Here is a 20,533-nt window from a genome sequence, read left to right on the forward strand (position 1 = left end):
TCAAGTCATAATTAAAGGTGACGATACATTAAGTAACGAAGAGGGGAATAATAAGCATGCGAGGAGCGTTTCGATATACAAGTACTTTGTTCATCGCTTCATATATTTTATTACCATCTTCATTTTTATTTAATTCTTGCTCAAGTAACAATGATGTTGCTTCTAGTAAGTTAGAATTAAATCTCCCAGAGCAAAAAAGTTTACTTTCAAAAGTAAAACGTAGCGAAATTAACTATATTTCAAACTTAAAAGATTATTCTCCTCCAACAGAAAAACAACTTATAGATGAAGCTAATTTTCAAAATATTAAGCTTTATAATGAAAGTGCACGTGTTTTAACAGATTGGATTTCAAGATCGTTACCATCTAAAGATCGAATTCAAATTGCAAAAAATTGCGAAAATTTAATTGCTGGATTTAAAAATCAATTTCCCTTAAATGAAGAAACTCTTACCTGTGCTGCATGGTGGTTAGAAAAAAGAAATAATGAAACTTTAGCGAATGCGTCTAAATTATCTGCAGCATCTCCGCCAATTATAAAATTTTTATCTAATAAACAAAGGGCAGAATGGAAAAACTTTGAGGGACTTTCGTTTAATGATGCATTTTATCAATTAGATCCTCCAAGCATTAGTAAAGCTAAAAAAATTTCTGCAGAAGCGCTAGAAGTTGCATCTGATTGCGATTATAGTAATGCAAATGCAGCATTAATTATCAGATTAGAACCATTTTTACCTGATAAAGAGATTTATTCATTCATTGATAAAATATATAATAAAATGAAAAAATGTTTGTCTGCAAATGTTGAACCAAGTGAAAAACTTCATTTAAGGGTTGGGTTATTACGTTTAATTTCAGGGCAACCTGAGATTGCAAAAGAATCACTAGAAGATGCTTTACTAGATAAAGATCCAGGAGAAAGTTCCAGAAGTCTTTTTTGGTTAGGCACAATTCATCATAAATCTAAAAATAATTTAAAAGAAAATCCATATTGGCAAAGATTATTAAAAGAAAATCCAATTTCTCTAGCAGCCATAGTTGCTTCCCAGCAATTAGGAATTGATCCATTAGATAACTTGGTTCCAGATAAAGATATTGAATTGCAGTCCAGAGATTCTAATGTTTGGAACGAAAATAATTTAGAAGCATTTGTTTTTGATTTACTACGGGCAAAAAAACAAGTATCTGCTGCAAAAGAATGGGCAAATTTTGTAGGGAGAACATCTACAATCACAAATCCAAAATTAATTCTTTACTGGATTTTAGCGCAAAATAGTATGAAAAATTATAGATACTCAATTTTTATGTTGGGTAGATATAGTAAATATTATAAAAATTTTCCTGTTAGTAAAACACTTTTATCGTTTCATTTTCCTAAGCCTTATTTAAGAGAAATTGCAAATCACTCAAAAGAGATTGATCCAATTTTTGTATTATCACTTGTTCGTCAAGAGAGTGCTTTTGATACTCATGCCCAATCAACTGCCAACGCTAGAGGTTTGATGCAGGTTTTACCAACAACTGCAAAAACAATAAAAAGAAAAACATCTCCACGCCATTTGTTTGATGCTGATAAAAATTTAGAGATTGGTACTAAATATCTTAATATCTTGTTAAGAAAGTACAATGGAAAAACTGAGTATGCACTTGCAGCCTATAACGCGGGAGCTTCAAATGTAGATAAATGGCGAGAAAGAGTGAGTAGCGATAATATTATGCTTTTTTGTGATTATATGCCTTTTAAAGAAACGCGAAGCTATGTGTCCTTAATTTTAAGAAACTACTATTGGTATACAAGAATTATTTCTGAAAAAGACGATGTATTATCAAAAAAAGTGATTGCTCAAAGCTTAAATGCAAAATGGAAATCAGAGAGAGTTAAAGCTCTCGTTAATCATGCATCAAATGCAGATATAAAATTACGACAAAAAGAATTATTAGATAAAATTTTTATTTTTGGGAAATCAGTATCAAATATTAGTACAAATCAATATGATAATAAAAACTCGAGCAATCTAAAAAATACTCCAAACAAAAATTTTAACTATAAAGATAAGAAAATTAAAGCAATTTCTTTAGAAAAAGAGATTAAGTAATAATAATTTATTACTGAAAGTTATTGATGATTTCTCCTTTGATTGATGAGTTTTTTGTTATATTTATTTTTGAATTTTTGTTTTCAATAATTATATTTCCAGCTACAACTGTATTCTCTAATGTTAGGGTCTGTTGATTAGAGTTATTTAAATTTTCTTTTAATATTATATTTTTATTTATTATAGAATTTTTTATTGTATTATTAAGACCAAAAATTTCAGTATTATCATAAAATATGCTATTATCTGCAAATAAATTTCCAAAAACTTGTGTGTATTTATTAATAACTACTTCGTGAATAAAGGCGTTTTCTGTAACATATAAATTTGAAAATCTTACAAATTTTGCGATAAGTTGACCATAAAAATTACCATTAAAGACAGTAGAATTTAAAAGATTGCTTCTTCCTAAAATTACAAGATTATCTTTGAAATTAGAATTATTAGATACAATATTTCCATTAATAATTATATTAGATGTTGAATGGCATTTATTAAAATTAGCGTTTCCCTCTATCATCAGTTCATTGATTGTATTTTCATTGCAAACATATGTATCACTTGTAGTGGCAAAGCATAAATTTGAAATCAAAAACAAAAAAACACTCAGTCTAAAATACTTCATACTTATTACTCCTTTCGTCAAATTTGTAATATTAAAATTAAATTCTTTATAATTAAAATTAGAACAAGAAGGTCATTAAACTATTTAATAGCATATAAGTACATTTATATCAAATTTTTATTTTAAATATAATTTTTAAAATTTATTGTAAAAACACATTAAAGGTTTAAGTGTTTTTTTAAATTTTTTTATTGTGATGCTTGTTAAAAGGTATAAAAAAAGCAACTGGATATTCTGGATATGAAAGATGACTAGAAGGTTGATTATTGCTCTGACTTTCTTCTAATTTATTGACCTTATCATTAATTTGAGTCATTGATTTAAATTCTAAACAATCTGTAAAATAATATAAACATTTAAATCCTTTTTTTCTTTCATGATAATTATGAGTAAAATAAGACATTAGATTTAGCAACCAGGATTGTCCTCGATTAAGAGGATAGCAATTAAAATATTCAAATTTTTGAGTATTTTTAAAGCCAAATACATCTAAATAATTTAAAATTCTAATAGTGAAAATTTCTCCCATTGCATTTGCATTCATCATCATATAAATAGAAGAATTTTTATGTTTTACAGCTTTTAAGGCACAATCTAAAAAAATTTTTAAATCATAATAGTTTTGAGGTGGATCAAAACAAATTACAGAAAATAATTTACTTAAATAATTTGGAAGGCCTTGATATAAATCAATGTGTAAAAATGTAATCGGAAATTTTGCATCATGAGTTAATATTTTTAATTTATTTAATAAAGATTTATCACAATCTAGTACTGTAATGTACTTAAACTTTCGTGAAGCGAGTTCAACACATAGTAAATCATCATCACCCATTAGCAATATTTCTTTATCTCTATAACCATTTTTTTCTAAAAGATCTGCTCTTTTTTTACGAGTTTCCACAGTGCATGGAAGTTGATTATAATGTTCTACAAATTTTAAGGATGGTTTTTTTATTATTAATTCATTATTTTCAGATTTATGATATTTAATGTTTTCATCAATTATTTTTCTTAAAAAAAGCATTTTTTCTTTACTATTTAATTTTAAAATATGTTTAACAGTTTTGCTTCTAAAAAAAATACTTAAAGTTGAGCATAAAATTTTATGAAAAATTTCTTTTATTTTCATGCAGTTAATCCTAGATAATAGGTAATTATAAACTTTATAGAAAATATAATTGCAATCATAATTAATGTGTAACCCATATATTTTTCAATTTTACTAATGGAATTTTGTGTCATTTTTTTGCCTATATGGTTTGCAAAGTATCGGTATAATTTAAACACTATCCAATCACCAAATCCAACTCCTATCGCAATTGCGATGATTTCTATAAATAATAAGTTTTCTTTTAAATAGTCTTGTCCCATCCACCAAAGATACCAGAAGGGAATTAAACCTGGTATCGTCAATGTTCCAACTACTCCTTCAAAAAATGTGCTTACATATTTACTTTTATGGTTATTTGATGTTTTGACTTGATGTATAAGTTTATCATTTTTATTGTTAAGGATGTATTTTGTGCCTATATATATTAATAATAAAATAAAAATTACGTTTGCTAAGGTAATAAATAAATCTTTGTAATCCGAAAGTAAACTAAGCTGCAGTGTTTCTTTAACAATAAGGTAAATTATTATGCAACAAATTGTATCTGCGATAATAATGCCTAATTGAAAAAAAAATAATTTAATTTTTTCATTTTTTAGATAAAAAACAATCATTGAAACATTAAGTAGACCTGGAGGCGCTGATGAGATAATACCACCAACCATTGCAGATAAAAATAAATATAAAATTATTTCATATTCCATTAAAAACCTATAGAGAGTGTTATTTAATATAATAACACTCTCTATAGACAAACCCAAATTTAACTTAAAATTTTTAAATGTTTTCTTTAAAAACGTATTTTACGTAACTCGTTTTCCAAGTGTTTTCATGAATACTGTTATGGATTTCTTGATCAGAAGTTGTGGGAGCGACTCCTGTAAGTTGTGCTGCTTTAGCTGTTGCAAAAGCAATTTTATAAGAAACATGAGTAATATCTGTTAGAGAAGGCAGCAACGAAAGGGTTGGATCTTTGTTAACTTGTGCACATTCGCTAATTACCTTAGCGCAAGCGACAAGCATTTCGTTATTGACTCGAGTTGCCTTTGCAGCAACAACGCCTAATCCAAGGCCAGGGAATACAAAAGCATTATTACATTGACCAATAGGATATACCTTGCCTTTGTAACGCACTTCTGGAAATGGACTGCCTGTAGCAACCAAAACTTTTCCATCAGTCCATTCAATTAAATTAGCTGGAATTGCTTCGGATCGTGAGGTTGGATTAGATAAAGGAAATATAATTGGTCTTTCACAATATGATGCCATCATTTTAACAATTTCTTCGTTAAATGCTCCAGTTTGCGTAGAGGTTCCAATAAGAATTGTTGGTTTTATGTTTTTTACAACATCATAAAGCTGAATGACTTTTCCTTTTACGCGATCCCAGTTGTTATAAATTTCGACGGGTTGCGCATATTTTTTTTGAAAATATTCTAAATGATCCATGTTTGAATGAAGCAATCCGTCTTTATCAATTAAAAACATTCTTGAGTAAGCGTCTTCTTCACTTAGGCCATCGGCAACCATTGCGGCAATAATTTGATCGGCAATACAGCATCCCGCTGTTCCTGCTCCATGAATGACAACCCGTTGTTCGCTCATTTTTGTGCCATTAACTTTTAATCCAGCTAAGATTGCTCCCAAGGTAACGGCTGCGGTCCCTTGCATATCGTCATTGAATGTGCACATTTGATCATTATAACGATCTAAATTTTTTCGCGCGGTTTGTCTTCCAAAGTCTTCCCAATGTAAATAAATATTAGGAAATTTTTTGCGTAAGGCTGTGACAAATGCATCGATAAAATCGTCATACTGTTCGCCACGAATTCTTTCGTGTCTCCACCCTAAATATAATGGGTTTTGGAGAAATTCTTTATTATTAGTGCCGACATCAAGAACGATTGGAAGAACTTTTGTTGGATGAAATCCAGCACATAAAGTGTACATGGCAAGCTTAGCAATAGAGATCACAATTCCTCCAACCCCTTGATCTCCAATTCCTAATATTGCCTCGGAATCTGTTACGCAAACTGCTTTAATGTCATAGCCTTCTGGCAAGTTTTCGAGTATTTCGTCGATTTGAGACATTTGAGGATATGAGATAAATAGTCCTCTTGGTCTTCTGAAGTTTTGGTTAAACTGTTGCACCACATCGCCAACGGTAGGTGTATAAAATACTGGTACCATTTCAACAAGATGCTCTTGCAGAAGGCGAAAAAATAACGTTTCATTGCGATCGTAAAGTTGTGTTAAAAAAATATTTCTTTCAATGTCTGTATCTTTTTTTAGATATTGACCATAAACACGGACAACCTGTTCATCTAAAGTTTCAACAACATTTGGAATTAAACCTTCGAGTTTTAATTCTTTGCGTTCTTCAAGGGTAAATGCGGTATCTTTATTTAAAAATGAATTTAAAAGAAGTTGTTTGCCCTGAAGACTAACTTCGTAAAATTTTTTATTATCAAAAGTATCTCGTTTTTCTTTAAACATCTGTTGCTCCAAATAACTTTTTACAATGTCCAATCAATTTCTAGTTCGTTTTGTGCTCTTAAAATTTCGTTTACCTTTGAAAAATGTTTGCATCCCAAAAAACCTCTATGAGCTGATAAAGGAGAAGGATGTGCTGCTTTTAAAATAATATGATTCGGATTGCTAATCATAATTGCTTTAGATTGTGCCGCAGCTCCCCATAGTAAAAAAATAATGGGCTTCTTTTTTTCATTCAAAAGAGCAATAATTTTGTCAGTAAAAATTTCCCATCCCTTATTGCGATGAGAGAATGCGGCATTTTCTCTAACAGTTAATACCGTATTTAATAAAAGTACTCCTTGATTAGCCCAGTTTTCTAAGTTTGTGCTACTTGGGCGTTTGCCGCAGTTCTCTTCTATTTCTTTAAAAATATTGTTAAGTGAAGGAGGAATTGCAACACCATTTTCAACAGCAAAAGAAAGACCATTGGCTTGTCCTTTGCCATGATAAGGATCTTGTCCAATAATGACAACGCGGACATTGTTGTAATCCACCATTTTTAGTGCTCTAAATATTTTATCTTTATGAGGAAAAAACTGATAGCCTTGATGAATTTCTTGTTTGAGATGTTGGCGTATTTGCTCAAGATATGGCTTAGAAAACTCATTTTGGAGTAAAGGTTTCCATCCCTCAGCAAGGAAATGCAAGTCTTTATTTTGATGAATTTCAGTTTGACTCACTCTTTTATTCTCCAATAATATTAGCAAGAAAAGTAAAGCTGAGAAAAATGATTTTCTCAGCAGAAATATTACTATTTTTTTATTGAAGCTCACAACTGGTAAAGGGAGCTTTTATTGTGAACCATTGAATTATTAAATGGTTTTAAAATTAGGCAATAGGAAAACTTCTTTTTCCAGAACCTTCAGATGTTCTTTTAGGATTCCCTCGACCCCCAAAACCACTATTGTTTTCTGAGCGTCCACCAAATTTTTTAGAATCACCAAAGCGTCCACCGTTGCTTTTGCCACCATTTCGATCATTGTAGCGACCCTGGCCTCCAAAACGACCACCGCGATCGCCGCCTCTGCCGTAACCGCCTTTGTGTGAACGTCCTCTATCTCCACCCACTGCAAATTTAGAGTTTTCTACATTTGCACCAAATTCAGTTTTAAAGGCAGGAGAAAGGTCTTCAACATGCAGACTTTTGCCAATTTGGCGTGAAGCTTCTGCTTTTAAAAGTGTTGCAAGGGCATCTTTAATTTTATCTTGGTCAAGTTTAGAGATAATTTGATCCACAGATTGATTGATAAACTCTTGAGTTTCTGTGCCTTGCTCATTAACTCTAAAAAGTAAATTATTAAAAAATTGCGTTGTGATCTTTTTAGCATCTGGTAGTTCAATGCGTAAAGGATTGATTTTAACTTTTTGACAAACAAATTGGTACTCACGGCGTTCAACGTGAGTAATAATAGTCCACGCTTTTCCGGTTGCGCCTGCGCGTCCTGTACGCCCAGCTCTATGAGTATAGGTTTCCACATTTGTTGGCACAGTGTAGTTAATAACGTGAGACAATCCAGTGATGTCAATTCCGCGTGCTGCGACGTCAGTTGCGACAAGTAAACGCAATTGTTTGTTTTTAAAGCGTTCCATCGTTTGGCTACGATCGTTTTGTGTCATTTCTCCATTTAACACACCTGCAGAAAAACCTCTTTCCATAAGGGCATTATGAATATTGCGAGTTTCTTCGCGTGTTTTGCAGAAAATAATTGCATGTTCTGGATCGTGATAAATAAGAAGACCTAATAATGCATCGAGGTTACGACCCATTTTAACTTCTAAGAACCCATGATCAATTTGACCAGTGCTGGTGTCAGTGCTCGCAACCTTTACTTCAAAAGGATTGGCAACCATTTGACGTGCAATATTTGTCACTTTTGGAGGAAAAGTTGCTGAAAATAAAAGAGTTTGGCATTTTTTTCCAATTGCTCCTTTAATTTTGATAATGTCTTCAGCAAAACCAAAATCAAGCATTTCATCCATTTCATCGAGAACAAGAATTTCTATATTAGTAAGACTGACAGCGCCTTGTTCTAACAAATCGTTAAGGCGGCCTGGTGTGGCAACAATAATGTCAACGCCTCGTTGAATGGTAGATGTTTGAAAGCGATAGCTTTTACCACCAGTGATTGCAAGAATTTTAAATCCCTGTGGTTTAAAATTGGTTTCAAAAACATCGGCAACTTGCTGTGCGAGCTCACGTGTTGGTGTTAACACGAGCATTCTCGGTTTGCCGCCATTTTGAGTTTTTTCAAGTTTAGCAACAGAAGGAAGACCAAAAGCAAGAGTTTTTCCTGAGCCTGTACGACTTTGTGCAATAACGTCGCGACCAGCTAATACAGGTTCATAGGAAGCCTGTTGAATTGGGGTAGGCTTTGTGATGCCTTGTGCAATAAGGCCATTGCGAATAGCCTCTGGCAATAGGTTAAAGATAGAAGAATCTTCTGCTGCAATAGTATTAGTATTTGTCATTTGTTTCCCAAAAAAATAAAGAAAAGAAGGGGTTAGCTGTAATTAGCTAAGACACTTAGGCGAGAATTGAGAAAGAGTCACGAGCTTGTAAAACAAGCAATATTAAGAGGTTGCAACACAGTGCTCCATATTGAGCGTTTTGCAACAAAAGATTTAATCTTTCTGAACCCCTGCCAGCAGACCCTTAAACTGTATTCTATCTATAGTGTCAAGAGGGTTTTTTTTATTCTTCATTAATGGTATGTTAAGCAGGTTTAGAAATGTTTTTTGAAATAAGAGGTAACTATGCAAAATCAAGACGAATTAAAATTAGAACTCGAAAGACTCAAAGCAGAAAATGCTGCCCTTAAAAGTGAAAAAAAATTACTCTCAACAAGAGAAATTAGCTTTAAGGTTGCAGAAAAAGGAGGTTTATCGGTTTATGGCTTAGGACGTTTTCCTGTCACTCTGTATAAAGAACAGTGGCTAAAGCTCCTTAGCAAAGAGCAGGACATCAGAAAATTTATTCAAGAAAATGACGAAAAGCTAAAGTCTCGAGAGTAAAAATTAGTGTTTTTTTGCGAGTTTGTGCGCTAATTCTTGGCCTATATGGTAAAGCTTATGTTTAGAATTTTTTGTCAATTCGCTACTGCTCATACCCAATCTGCCTTCTTCAAATAAGGTCAAAATCTCAGAAAAACCTAATTTTTGTTTTAGTTCTGGTTTGTTTTTAGAAACGTTGCCAAAAATTCCGATAAGTTTATGACGCCCTGTTTGGTGAGCGATTTCAGACACTATGCTGACCGCTTTGCCGTATAGTGTTAATTCATCGAGACTTCCTTCTCCACACGCAATTAAGTCTGCGCCCGAAAAACTTGGTCCAAGGGCAATGGCTTTAGCAATAAGTTTGGCACCAAGTTCAAACTTAATATTTGGAAATACAGCTGCTAAACCTATGCCAACTCCTCCTCCTGCGCCCATGAACGGTTCATCAAGTTTAGGGATATGAGAATATTGATTTTTAAGTGTTTTCCAAAATTGCTGAACTTGTTTCTCGATATAAGGTATTTTTGCTTGTGAAGCGCCTTTTTGTTTTAAAAATGATAGGAGAGAAACCCCTTCGCCATTTGCAGGGGCGTTAACATCACATAAAGCTGTAATACGGCATTTTTTAACATAGTCTGGCAACTCTTCTTGCTGAAACGAACGAATTTTGTCCATATTTTCAATGCAGGGACGTAGTCTTTTGCCATGCTCATCGTAAGCAGATAAACCAAAAGTACTTGCGAGTCCCCAACCTGCATCCGCTGTGAGTGTGCCGCCAATACATAGCCATACTTCCTGTGGGCGAAGTGGAAAACATTTTTGCAAAAGCCTGCCAAACCCCCAAGTGCTTGATTGAATGAGACCCTCTTCTGTAGCGAGTGCTTTTGAGTTGCCTAACACTTCTGCAGATTCTATAACAGCTAGTCTTCTAGCCTGTTGCCAATAAACATTAGCTTCAGTTGGTTTGCCGAGTAAATCAAATACCTCAACCCTAAGAGATTCCATTCCTAAATTATCAGCTAGCAAAGAAGCGCTGCCTTCTCCGCCATCGGCCATAGGTTTGAGTATAATTTCAATTTTAGGATTGCGATTGCGAATGCCTTCTGCAACAAGTTCACACACTTGTCGTGCTGAAAAAGTGCCTTTAAATTTATCAAAAGCTAGAACTATGCGCATGATTAACCCTCTTTACTCACGACAAGATTCGTAGTTTTTTGAGTTTCTAAGCTCGATTAAGTATATGCAGAAAATAGGAGTTGTCCAAAAGTTACTGCAGATTCTGGATTGCTTTTATCACTCTGCTTTGTTAAAGAAGCCTAAGCAGAGGTATTTGTTGGCAAGAAGGCAAACCGCCTCTTTTTTATACTAAATTTTATTCAGAGGTATTAGACAATGGATGCGCAGCTTGATTCTAAACAATTAGAAATGAAACTTATAAAGATCGTTGCTGAAAAATTAAATATTGAAGAACAAAGTGTAACAACTGCTTCTCGTTTTCAAGAAGATCTCGGCGCTGATTCTCTTGACATCGTAGAACTCCTCATGGAAATTGAAGAAGTATTTGGTGTTAACATTTCTGATGAAGAGTCAGAACGCCTAAAAACAGTCGGTGACGCTGTAAAGTTTATTATCGCAAAGCTGTAAAGGCATTCATTTCGAAAAGGCACCAGGTAGGTGCCTTTTTTTTTAAAGATTTTTAGTTGCTGGTGATTAAAGAGCGAGTACAAACTAAATTGCGCAGTTTAAAAAATCATTTGAGGATTAGCTATGAAAATTGCAATTGCAGCCGATCATGCGGGACGTGAGTTAAAAAGTTATGTGATAGATTTTTTAACGTTAACAAATCATCAAGTTTTAGATTACGGAGTGGCGTCTGATTCTTCTGCCTCAGTTGATTATCCTGATTATGCAGATATTGTTGCATCAGAAGTGTCAACTGGACGTTGTGATAGAGGTATCTTAATTTGTGGAACAGGTATTGGAATGTGTATCACTGCCAATAAGTTTCCAGGTGTTCGGGCTGCCGTGGTGAACGATGAATTTACGGCTCGAATGAGTCGCGCTCATAACGATTCAAATATTATGTGTTTAGGTTCAAGAATTGTTAATTATCAAAGAGCAATTGATTTTGTAAAAATTTGGTTGGCTGCTGAATGTGAAGAAGGTCGCCATAGAAATCGTATTGGAAAAGTTGCTGCAATAGAAAGAAGGCTTGCTCAATGAACTCATTTTTGGCTTTAGATCGTGCACATTTAGCAAATTCTGATCCTGAAATTGCAAACTTGTTTGCACAAGAGAGTCACCGTTTAAACGAAGGACTTGAGCTTATTGCTTCTGAAAATGTTGCAAGTCCGGCTGTACTGGCGGCTTTAAGTTCTGTTTTATCAAATAAGTATGCAGAAGGGTATCCTGGACGCCGTTATTACGGTGGCTGTGAGTTTAATGATCAGGTTGAGAGTATCGCGATTGAGAGAGTCAAAAAAATATACGGCGCTGAGCATGCTAATGTGCAGCCACATAGTGGAGCACAAGCAAATCAAGCGGTATTTTTAAGTTGCTTAAAGCCTGGTGATACCATTTTAGGTATGAGTCTTTCGCATGGTGGACATTTAACTCACGGATCGCCAGTCAATTTGTCTGGAATATATTATAAAGCAGAATCGTATGGTGTTGATGAAAATGGTTTTATTAATTATGACGCTGTCGAAAAAAAAGCCCTAGAATGCCAGCCTAAATTGATTATTGCCGGTGCAAGTGCTTATCCAAGGTTGCTTGATTTTGCGCAGTTTAAAAAAATAGCAGATAAAGTGAATGCTCTTCTTTTAGTAGACATGGCACACATCGCAGGGTTGGTTGCTGGTGGACAGCATCAAAGTCCTATTCCTTTTGCAGATTTTGTGACAACAACCACTCACAAAACACTAAGAGGCCCAAGAGGGGGTGTTATTTTTTGCAAAGAAAAATATGCTAAAGCCATTGATAAAGCTGTTTTTCCTGGTGTTCAAGGCGGTCCACTGATGCATGTTATTGGTGCAAAAGCAGTGGCTTTTGGTGAGGCTTTGCAACCATCATTTAAATTGTATTCAGAACAAATTGTAGTAAATGCAAAAGCCTTGGCGCAGTCTTTAATAAAACATAATATTTCACTCGTTTCTGGTGGTACAGACAATCATCTCATTTTAATTGATCTGAAAGCTTCTCCTTTAAGTGGAAAAGATGCCGAAGAACGTTTGGCAAAAATCAATTTGACTGTGAATAAAAACAGTGTCCCTAACGATCCGCGTAAACCGCTTATTACAAGCGGCATCAGAATAGGAACTCCTGCAATTACCACACGAGGCCTTGTTGCAGCAGATATGCAAGTTCTTGGTGAAGCAATATCTCTCGCATTAAAAAATGATGATTCGTTGTTAGATAAGGCTAAGGAAATGGTTGTCTCATTATGTCATAAGTATCCTTTGTACGATAAAGCCTTACAACGAAACGGTTATGTTTCTATTAGCTAACGGTTATGTTTTGCTGTCAACCACACCTCCGACTAAAGCCGGAGGCTTGAGGAGAGAAACCTCTAAAAGCGGTTGACCAGACCCCTCCAAGAAATTGGAGGAGACGTTCTTGTGGAATGGCTAACATAAGTTAGCAGAAATAGGCACTTTGGGATGCGTGCCAGTCCCAAACTCTGCGGTGAGTGTTCATGCAAGCGTGAGGTGTAACGCTGAAGGATGCTCACAAAAACCCACGAGTAACAAGGTCGAGGCAAACTTTAATCAGGCTCGTAAGAGCAAATAGGAAATCAAATGCCACTGGTACTTTCCAGCACAAAAAAGCCACTGATGCCATGCACTCCTAAGCGTGCTCGCTTGCTTTTGGAACGTAAAAAAGCTGCAGTTTTTAGAATATATCCTTTCACGATTATTTTAAAAGATCGCGCAGACGGAGAAACTCAACCATTAGAATTTAAGGCTGATCCAGGTAGTAAAACAACTGGAATTACTCTTGTTTTAAATGGCAAATCAGAGAAAAAAGTAGTGACTGCAATTAACCTTCAGCATCGTGGTCAAACGATCAAATCTAACCTCGAAAAAAGGCGCGGCGTTCGTCGAGGACGTAGAAATAGACATACAAGATATCGTGCACCAAGATTTGATAATAGATCTCGTTTCAAGGGTTGGCTTCCTCCTTCACTTATGTCAAGGGTTTATAACGTACAAACATGGATCAATCGTCTGTCAAAATTTTCTCCAATTTCTTTGTGCGCTGTAGAAACAGTTCGTTTTGATATGCAAAAAATGGAGAGTCCTGAAATTTCAGGTGCAGAATATCAACAAGGAGAACTTCTAGGCTACGAAGTGCGTGAGTATTTGCTTGAAAAATGGAATAGAAAATGCACTTATTGTGAAAAAGAAAATATTCCGTTGCAGATAGAACACATCACCCCACGCTCCAAAGGTGGCTCAAACAGGGTTTCTAATTTGTGTTTAGCATGCGAAAAATGCAATCAAAAAAAAGCAAACAAAGATATTAAAGATTTTTTAAAAACAAAGCCTGAACTTTTAAAGAAAATTAAGACTCATTTGCAAAAACCTCTTAAAGATGCCGCTGTGGTCAATGCAACCCGATATGCAATAGGGAATGTCGTTAAATCCATTGGACTTCCAACAACATTTTGGTCTGGTGGTCGCACAAAGTACAATCGCATTCAGCAAGGTTACAAAAAAGATCATTGGATTGATGCTGCGTGTGTTGGAGAAAGTGGAGAAAATGTTGTGATTCCTAAAAAACTTAAGGCAAAACTCATTACAGCAACTGGGCATGGCGATAGACAAATGTGCCTTGTAAACAAACATGGTTTTCCTCGATCAAAGCCCTCTGCATCTAAATATGTTTTTGGTTTTCAGACAGGAGATATTGTTACTGCAAAAGTGACTAAAGGGAAAAAAATAGGAAAATATATTGGAAAATTAGCCGTGAGATCTTCAGGGTCTTTTAATATTTCTACAAGCAAAGAAACAGTTCAAGGTATTTCGCATCTATTTTGTAAAAAGATTCACTCAATGGATGGTTATAGTTACTCCCATGAGGAAAAAAAATGTCACAGTTAAATCCAACTTACGACAAGCAAAAATTCCTATCGTCTTTTTGCTTGCTTTGTGCGGCTTTCAATTCAACCTTGCACCTTTCGGTGCTGCGGTCTTTTCAGCTCGCTTTCCTCCCTGACCTAAATGTCAGGGTATCGAGCTTGGAGGGATGATGAAGTGTCTGCAATGCCAAAATCCTGAAAGTAAAGTGCTTGAAAGTCGTGAAAACCGCGATGGCAGAACGGTGAGGCGAAGACGAGAGTGTGTAAATTGTGGCTACCGTTTTACAACATTTGAGCGTTCTGAGGAGCAACCTTTTTATATTATTAAGCGAGATGGAACACGTGAGTTGTTCAATCGTGAAAAGTTGTTAAAAAGTTTGAGCATTGCATGTCAGAAAAGGTCAGTCAGTTCTAAAAGCTTAGATGCAATTGCGGATTGGGTGGAAAGTGTTTGTTATTCTTGCGAAGAGCGTGAGATTTCTTCGCATAAAATTGGAGAACTTGCGCTTGAAGCTTTATTAAAGCTTGATCCTGTTGCATATGTTCGATTTGCTTCTGTATACCGCGCTTTTTCAAGTCCTGAGGATTTTGTGGTTGAATTAAAATTTTTGACTGAAAAAACTCAAAGTAAAAATAATTTTAAACTTGAGCCTAACTAAGTTCCCGCCAATTTTAAGCAAACAAGTAAAATGGAGCGATATGTTTACAGGAATTATTCAAGATATTGGTGTTATTTTATTTAAAGAATCTTTTCATAATTCTTTACGACTTTCTATTAAAACAAAACTTAATAAAAGTTATCTTGGCATTGGCTCAAGTATTGCTTGCAATGGTTGTTGTTTAACAATTGTTGAGGTCTATTCCGAGCAAGATAGTCACATTTTTCTTGTTGATATTGGGATTGAAAGCATAAAGCTTACCAACTTTACTTTATTGCAAGTTGGTTCTTGTGTGAATTTAGAGCCTGCGCTAAGAATTGGAGATTCTCTTGGAGGACACCAATTAACAGGGCATATAGACTGTATGTGTGTTATTGAAGAGTTTAATAAAATAAATAACCAAGATGGTGATTTTTGGAAGTTAATGATAAGGATTCCAAGTAAATTTACCAAATGGGTCATTCCAAAAGGCTCTATTGCTATTGCAGGGATTAGTTTAACAATTGCTCAAATTCTTCCAGGAGATCATGAAGATAAGTTCATTGAGATCATGATCATTCCGCATACTTTTCGCTATACAAATCTACAATTTTTTGCTGCTAAAATGTGCATTGAAGTTGAGTATGATCAATCGGTCAAGGCTATTGCGTCTGTACTCGAAACTATGTTACCAAATTATATTCAGGCTCGTAAATAAACGGCTTTAACAATTCAGGATATTAATAAAAAATATGTCATTTGATCTGCAAAAACGTGATGTTGCGGCTCAATCACCGCGCCTAGCTCCAGAATTTAAAAAAACTTCTTATTCGGAGTTGGGAGTGACGCAGTTGAAGCATGTAAAGTCAACTCGTCAACTTGAAGAAGAAGCTCATTATCCAAAAGTTCTCGCAACTACACCAAAGCAGCATATTTCTTTAATTTCTGATTCAAGAATCTATGCCTTAAAAAGAAGACTGCTTGCTCCGACTTGGTGGGTAGAAGGTATTTTATTAAGTTTAGGAGCCAAAGAAGTTTGGTTTGACTCTTTAATTGCCAGTAAAGCTGGAGAATTTATTGTCGCTCCTCCACAAGTCACAGGAAAAAACATCTCGTTAATGTTTGCAGTTTGGCACGAAGTGTTATCACAGATGTTTTCTGCAACTGGTGAAACTCTTAGTTTTAGATTTCAAATTAATAAATATCTTTCTGGTACTCAAAAAGACATTTTAGAAGAATGCAAACAACTCGAAGAAATTTGGGCTACTCCAATGGGGCTGTTTGAAGTCAAAACATCAAAAAAAACAAAATCATTGTCGCTTGCTAAAGCGGGGAGCCTTGGTTTAATTCATCATGCACATATTGAACAAGAGGTTGATGGTATCTGGCTTTCTTTAAGTTTTAGCCAATCCTTACAAACTTTTTACAGTTCACAAAATAAAGTGTTTCGTAGTCATTCACCAAGACCTTCTTATGTAAGTATCAATCCTGTTGTGATTCAGTCTATGGGACGTAGGGCGAGCATTAAAAAAGTCATAAATTATTTATATCTCGAATACTCAAAGCAAGAGTTAAATGATGCGGTGATTAACAACTGGCATTCTGTTCCTATTGAATGCAAAAATATAAATTCTTTTCATAAAGAAATGTTAGTCAATGTGCCTTCATTGTACGATCATGGAGTTTTAGGTTGGAATATTTCTGCACCAAATATGAAATTATCTGAACTTAAAAATAAAATTTCTGAAAATAAACAGTTTCAATGTCAAAATGTTGGAACTGTTGTGTATTGTTGGCAGCTTTCGCATCAAGCAAAAGAAGCCATAGAACTCGAGCAGGCTATTAGTGATAAATTGACTGCTTTATCTCACAATTTCGCGATGGAATCGCAACAGCAGACAACAGCTTCGCATGCTTTTTCAAAGTATATTGCAGCATCACAGCCTGATGAAACACTTTTTCCAGAACCTCCAGCAGATGAACTTAAAAAAGCTCGTAAAGAAAAAGCATTAAAAATAGAAAAATTTGAAAAAAAGGCAGAAAAAAAAGTTGTTGTTCCAAAATCTGAGCCATTAAATAAAAAAATTATTAAAAAAGTTCCACCATGTACGTTATTTGATTCTACAGAAAGTCCTCATCTTAATGTATCGTCCAAAGTGGTGCAGGATACGGTATCTCCTAGAAAAAGCCTTGTTAAAAAGAAAGTAATTTCTGTAAAAGATACGTTGTCTGATAATGAATTTTTGGTATTAGTTTCTGAGTTTTATGAGGCTTTAAAACCGTTGCAAAAAAAGGCTTTTGAAAGAGAGCGAGCGGGCATGACTCCCGAACAGTTTAGAGTTTATATGACGCCAATTCTTAAAAGAAAAATTAGTAAAAAAACTATTTAGCCAGACTGAGCAGAAACCCTCTTGATTCATTAAGAGGATGAATGCGAACTGACAAAGCCAAGTTTTCGCAAGGAAACGCAGGCGAGAATTGAGAATATGCAAGATAAGAACATCTCATAAATACGGCTAAATTTTTTAATGCTTAACGTTTTTCATCGCTTCTAAAACGCGTTTTTTTGCTAATGGAAAGCTTTCTGCTTCTAAAAACTGTATCTCAGTATTGGTAAATTTACTAAGCACCCAATTTGCGGTGGCACTTTTGTGTTCGGGTTTACCGATTCCCACTTTTACGCGGCTAAACTGATTAAAGCCTGTTTTAAGGAGAATATCTCTCATCCCATTATGACCACCATGTCCTCCGCCAACTCGCATTTTTACTGCGCCAAATGGCTGATCGAGGTCGTCAAATATTGTAATAAGTTGATTTTCTTGGGCTTTAAAAAAATTTAAAGCCTGCTGTACACATGAACCAGAGAGGTTCATGTATGACATAGGCTTCATTAAAAACACATCATGCCCGTTCCAAGTTGCTCGGGCCGTGAGCGAATTAAATCGATTTTGTGAGACCGAAACACCAGCTTCTGCTGCAATTTGGTCTATAATCATAAAACCGATATTATGCCGCGTATTTTCGTAAGAGGTGCCGGGATTGCCAAGACCAACGAGAATAAACACTGTGCATTAAACTTTAACAAGAGAAGCAAGCGCAAGATTTTTGCCCTTACCAGTGCGAACAGTCATGCCTTCAGCTAGTTTGATATCAAATAGCTGAATAGATTGGTCTACTTTAAGGCCACTCACATCAACTTCAATCGCTTCTGGAAGTTTAGACAAAGGAGCCTTAACTTCAAGGTAACGAGTACGGATACTAAATGACCCTTCTTTTTCTTGTTCGCGAGTAAGGCCTACAAAGTTCAAAGGCACGTGCACTCGAACAATATCGTTAGGCTCAACTTCTTGAAAGTCGAAATGAAGAGGTTTGTCATTTAAAGGGTTTACTTGCACTTCGCGCATGAGAACGTTTTTCTCAACACCATCAAGTTTAAGCTTGATAACACGAGAGCGAGTATGGCATTTAGGAAGGTCATGTGTTGCGATTTCAATTTTAGTTGAAATCCCTTTTTTATAAAGAATGCCTGGTACAAGTCCGCTATGGCGTTGCTTGCGAATGGCACCTTTGCTTGCATCTTTGCGCATAGTAGCGCAAATTACAGTATTTTCTATGGTCATGAGATACTCCATTTGAGGTAAACAGCTCACACCGCTAAAGCGGCTGCGTTTTTCGTCTTTGTTCTACCTGCTTAACATCACGTAGTTCCAACGATGATCTATGGTTAGGTGACGAAACGCTAGCACAAAAGCGGAAAAACGTAAATTGATCGTTTGTTCTTGACGAGCCTTTGAAAGAACGGGTCAAAACCTTAGATTGCTTAGAACCGACCAAAGGACGGTGTAGAGGGCTTGAATATATCAAAAAATCTTTTGGAGCAAGAGAAGGTTTTCTAATTATAAAAAAAAATCAATTCTTTTTATTTAGTGATGAGAAGTCTTGTCTGTAATCAGGGATGCAAAGCTTGTAATCATTAAAATAATTTGTCATCTTTATGACCTAATTAAAAATCGCCAGTATTTGATTTTTCTTGGCTATTTCGTTTATAACTTCTAAACTAACTGGTTTGTCTCCGCTACCATAACGTTAACTATGGAGTTACCAATGAAAATCTCTAAGATTATTGCATGTTCATCAATTATTTCGCTTGCGGTGATTGCTTCTAGCTGCTCGAGTACCAACACAGCATCGGGCACGAAGCCAGCAACATCAGGATCTGAGTCCACCGCTAAGGTGGCAACACAAACTCCAGACTCTTCGCTTATTTTAAAGACTATTTACTTTGATTTTAATAAGTACGTTATTCGTGAAGATCAAAAAGATAGTGCAATGCAAATTGCTGAAAAGTTAAAATCAAGTTCTTCTCTAGAAATTCAGATTCAGGGTAATACAGATGATCGTGGTTCAACTGAGTATAATATCGCGCTCGGTCAAAAACGCGCTCAAGCATTAAAGAATTTTTTAATTTCAAATGGCGTGCAAAACAATATTGAAACAATTAGTTTTGGCAAAGAGCGTCCTGCTGTAAAAGGAAATAACGAAGATGCGTGGGCTAAAAATCGTCGAGATGATATTGTTAAATTAAAATAATTTAAACTAATAAATAAGTTTTTAAAAAAAATATCAATACGTAGTTTGATTAGATTTTAATTGTATTCATGTTTTCTTCTAACGACTCTACAATATCTTTTAATGTGAGTTTATTTCCTACAAGTAAGGTTTGTATTCCTAAAATATGAGCAGGAAGATCGTAATACGGGTCGTTGCCAATCATAATCGTTCTTTCTGGAGCTGCTCCAATTTTATTGAGAGTGTCATTAAAAAATTGCGTGTGTGGCTTAGTGCTTTTCATGACATCCCAAGAAGTGACTAAGTCAAAATCATGGAGATACAAATCGCTTGCTTTGAGTCTTAATTCTATTTCTCTTCTACCAAAAACAGGATTTGTTGCGAGCGTAATGTGGCGGTTGCTTGCATGCAATAAATCAACCAGTTTACGAGCATTGGGATCAGAATGTAAAAATAAACAAATAAATGGGTAATCGGAGTCAAAAAATTTAGCAATAAATCTTTCAATTTTTTTTCTATTTGCATTTAATTCAGAAGACAGTGTTTCAAAAAAAGCTTCTTCATTAGATTTAAATGAATGAGATGATAATAATATTTCTTTTGTTTTTTGGGCGGCTTTTATGAGTTTAGAAAATGAGCCTAGACTCCGCATTCTAAACAACACACCAAGAGCAAACAAATTGTGAAAAAGTGCACCCGGTTGGTTGATAAGAGTGCCATCCATATCAAGAAGAACGTGGGTTTTACCATCCCACCAGTCTCCAGAAAGAGTAATTCTATTTCGAATTCTTTTTAATTCTGATGACTTTTGTTTAACTTTTTTAAATTCAGAATTTTCTTTTCTTATCTTCATTATGAAAGCACCCCTCTGGGGATAAAATA

General features: G+C 34.9%; 20 protein-coding genes. 10 read left to right on the forward strand and 10 right to left on the reverse strand.

Annotated elements, in window-relative coordinates; translation table 11 throughout:
* Positions 1-56: 56 nt before the first annotated feature.
* Positions 57-2,096, forward strand: a complete 2,040-nt coding sequence (locus Spiro2_RS02755) for a lytic transglycosylase domain-containing protein (protein ID WP_338636861.1) — start codon at positions 57-59, stop codon at positions 2,094-2,096.
* A 10-nt stretch (positions 2,097-2,106) separates the two neighbouring features.
* On the opposite strand, the gene Spiro2_RS02760 is transcribed toward Spiro2_RS02755, so the two are convergent.
* The 6 genes from Spiro2_RS02760 to Spiro2_RS02785 all read right to left on the reverse strand — a co-directional run bounded on the left by Spiro2_RS02760 (position 2,107) and on the right by Spiro2_RS02785 (position 8,839).
* Positions 2,107-2,721 carry a hypothetical protein gene (locus Spiro2_RS02760; protein WP_338636862.1) on the reverse strand — a complete coding sequence of 205 codons (615 nt, stop codon included), beginning with the start codon at positions 2,719-2,721 and terminating at the stop codon, positions 2,107-2,109.
* Between the two features lie 178 nt (positions 2,722-2,899).
* Positions 2,900-3,853: a bis-aminopropyl spermidine synthase family protein gene (locus tag Spiro2_RS02765; protein WP_338636863.1), complete on the reverse strand. Its 954-nt coding sequence runs from the start codon at positions 3,851-3,853 to the stop codon at positions 2,900-2,902.
* Positions 3,850-4,539 (reverse strand): hypothetical protein, encoded by a 690-nt coding sequence (locus Spiro2_RS02770; protein ID WP_338636864.1) that lies wholly within the window; start codon positions 4,537-4,539, stop codon positions 3,850-3,852. The genes Spiro2_RS02765 and Spiro2_RS02770 overlap by 4 nt, the downstream gene beginning before the upstream one ends.
* Before the next feature lie 73 nt (positions 4,540-4,612).
* Positions 4,613-6,331, reverse strand: coding sequence for an NAD-dependent malic enzyme (locus Spiro2_RS02775; RefSeq protein WP_338636865.1), 1,719 nt, complete (start codon positions 6,329-6,331; stop codon positions 4,613-4,615).
* A gap of 20 nt (positions 6,332-6,351) precedes the next feature.
* A complete protein-coding gene (gene ung / locus Spiro2_RS02780; RefSeq protein WP_338636867.1) occupies positions 6,352-7,050 on the reverse strand; it encodes a uracil-DNA glycosylase in 699 nt (232 codons plus the stop codon).
* A gap of 148 nt (positions 7,051-7,198) precedes the next feature.
* Positions 7,199-8,839 (reverse strand): DEAD/DEAH box helicase, encoded by a 1,641-nt coding sequence (locus Spiro2_RS02785; RefSeq protein ID WP_338636869.1) that lies wholly within the window; start codon positions 8,837-8,839, stop codon positions 7,199-7,201.
* 285 nt (positions 8,840-9,124) lie between these two features.
* Here Spiro2_RS02785 and Spiro2_RS02790 point away from each other — a divergent pair, with 285 nt between their 5' ends.
* Positions 9,125-9,382 carry a hypothetical protein gene (locus Spiro2_RS02790; protein WP_338636870.1) on the forward strand — a complete coding sequence of 86 codons (258 nt, stop codon included), beginning with the start codon at positions 9,125-9,127 and terminating at the stop codon, positions 9,380-9,382.
* Between the two features lie 3 nt (positions 9,383-9,385).
* Here the strand turns inward: Spiro2_RS02790 and Spiro2_RS02795 are convergent, their stop codons facing one another.
* Entirely contained in the window at positions 9,386-10,540 is a 1,155-nt protein-coding gene (locus tag Spiro2_RS02795; RefSeq protein ID WP_338636871.1) for a glycerate kinase, read from the reverse strand.
* Between the two features lie 216 nt (positions 10,541-10,756).
* Between Spiro2_RS02795 and acpP the strand changes: the two genes are divergently transcribed.
* The 7 genes from acpP (at position 10,757) to Spiro2_RS02830 (ending at position 17,472) form a co-directional block, all read left to right on the forward strand.
* Positions 10,757-11,008, forward strand: coding sequence for an acyl carrier protein (gene acpP, locus Spiro2_RS02800; RefSeq protein WP_338636873.1), 252 nt, complete (start codon positions 10,757-10,759; stop codon positions 11,006-11,008).
* A gap of 123 nt (positions 11,009-11,131) precedes the next feature.
* Entirely contained in the window at positions 11,132-11,587 is a 456-nt protein-coding gene (rpiB, locus tag Spiro2_RS02805) for a ribose 5-phosphate isomerase B (protein ID WP_338636874.1), read from the forward strand.
* A complete protein-coding gene (gene glyA / locus Spiro2_RS02810) occupies positions 11,584-12,870 on the forward strand; it encodes a serine hydroxymethyltransferase (RefSeq protein ID WP_338636876.1) in 1,287 nt (428 codons plus the stop codon). Before rpiB ends, glyA begins: the two co-directional genes overlap by 4 nt.
* A gap of 291 nt (positions 12,871-13,161) precedes the next feature.
* On the forward strand, positions 13,162-14,466 hold the full coding sequence (gene iscB, locus Spiro2_RS02815) for an RNA-guided endonuclease IscB (RefSeq protein WP_338636877.1): 1,305 nt from the start codon (positions 13,162-13,164) through the stop codon (positions 14,464-14,466).
* 148 nt (positions 14,467-14,614) lie between these two features.
* A complete protein-coding gene (nrdR, locus tag Spiro2_RS02820; RefSeq protein WP_338636879.1) occupies positions 14,615-15,103 on the forward strand; it encodes a transcriptional regulator NrdR in 489 nt (162 codons plus the stop codon).
* Between the two features lie 40 nt (positions 15,104-15,143).
* A complete protein-coding gene (locus Spiro2_RS02825) occupies positions 15,144-15,800 on the forward strand; it encodes a riboflavin synthase (RefSeq protein WP_338636880.1) in 657 nt (218 codons plus the stop codon).
* 34 nt (positions 15,801-15,834) lie between these two features.
* On the forward strand, positions 15,835-17,472 hold the full coding sequence (locus Spiro2_RS02830; protein ID WP_338636882.1) for a hypothetical protein: 1,638 nt from the start codon (positions 15,835-15,837) through the stop codon (positions 17,470-17,472).
* 135 nt (positions 17,473-17,607) lie between these two features.
* Here the strand turns inward: Spiro2_RS02830 and pth are convergent, their stop codons facing one another.
* Complete coding sequence (gene pth / locus Spiro2_RS02835; protein WP_338636883.1) at positions 17,608-18,147, reverse strand: aminoacyl-tRNA hydrolase; 540 nt, start codon at positions 18,145-18,147, stop codon at positions 17,608-17,610.
* 6 nt (positions 18,148-18,153) lie between these two features.
* Positions 18,154-18,702, reverse strand: coding sequence for a 50S ribosomal protein L25 (locus Spiro2_RS02840; protein WP_338636884.1), 549 nt, complete (start codon positions 18,700-18,702; stop codon positions 18,154-18,156).
* Positions 18,703-19,186: 484 nt separating this feature from the next.
* On the opposite strand from Spiro2_RS02840, the gene Spiro2_RS02845 reads away from it, so the two are divergent.
* Positions 19,187-19,672 carry an OmpA family protein gene (locus Spiro2_RS02845; RefSeq protein ID WP_338636885.1) on the forward strand — a complete coding sequence of 162 codons (486 nt, stop codon included), beginning with the start codon at positions 19,187-19,189 and terminating at the stop codon, positions 19,670-19,672.
* A 49-nt stretch (positions 19,673-19,721) separates the two neighbouring features.
* Here Spiro2_RS02845 and Spiro2_RS02850 read toward each other — a convergent pair whose 3' ends face one another.
* Positions 19,722-20,504: an HAD family hydrolase gene (locus tag Spiro2_RS02850; protein WP_338636887.1), complete on the reverse strand. Its 783-nt coding sequence runs from the start codon at positions 20,502-20,504 to the stop codon at positions 19,722-19,724.
* Positions 20,505-20,533 lie beyond the last annotated feature (29 nt).

The sequence above is a fragment of the Spirobacillus cienkowskii genome (assembly GCF_037081835.1).
In the GTDB taxonomy this organism is placed as follows: domain Bacteria; phylum Bdellovibrionota_B; class Oligoflexia; order Silvanigrellales; family Silvanigrellaceae; genus Silvanigrella; species Silvanigrella cienkowskii.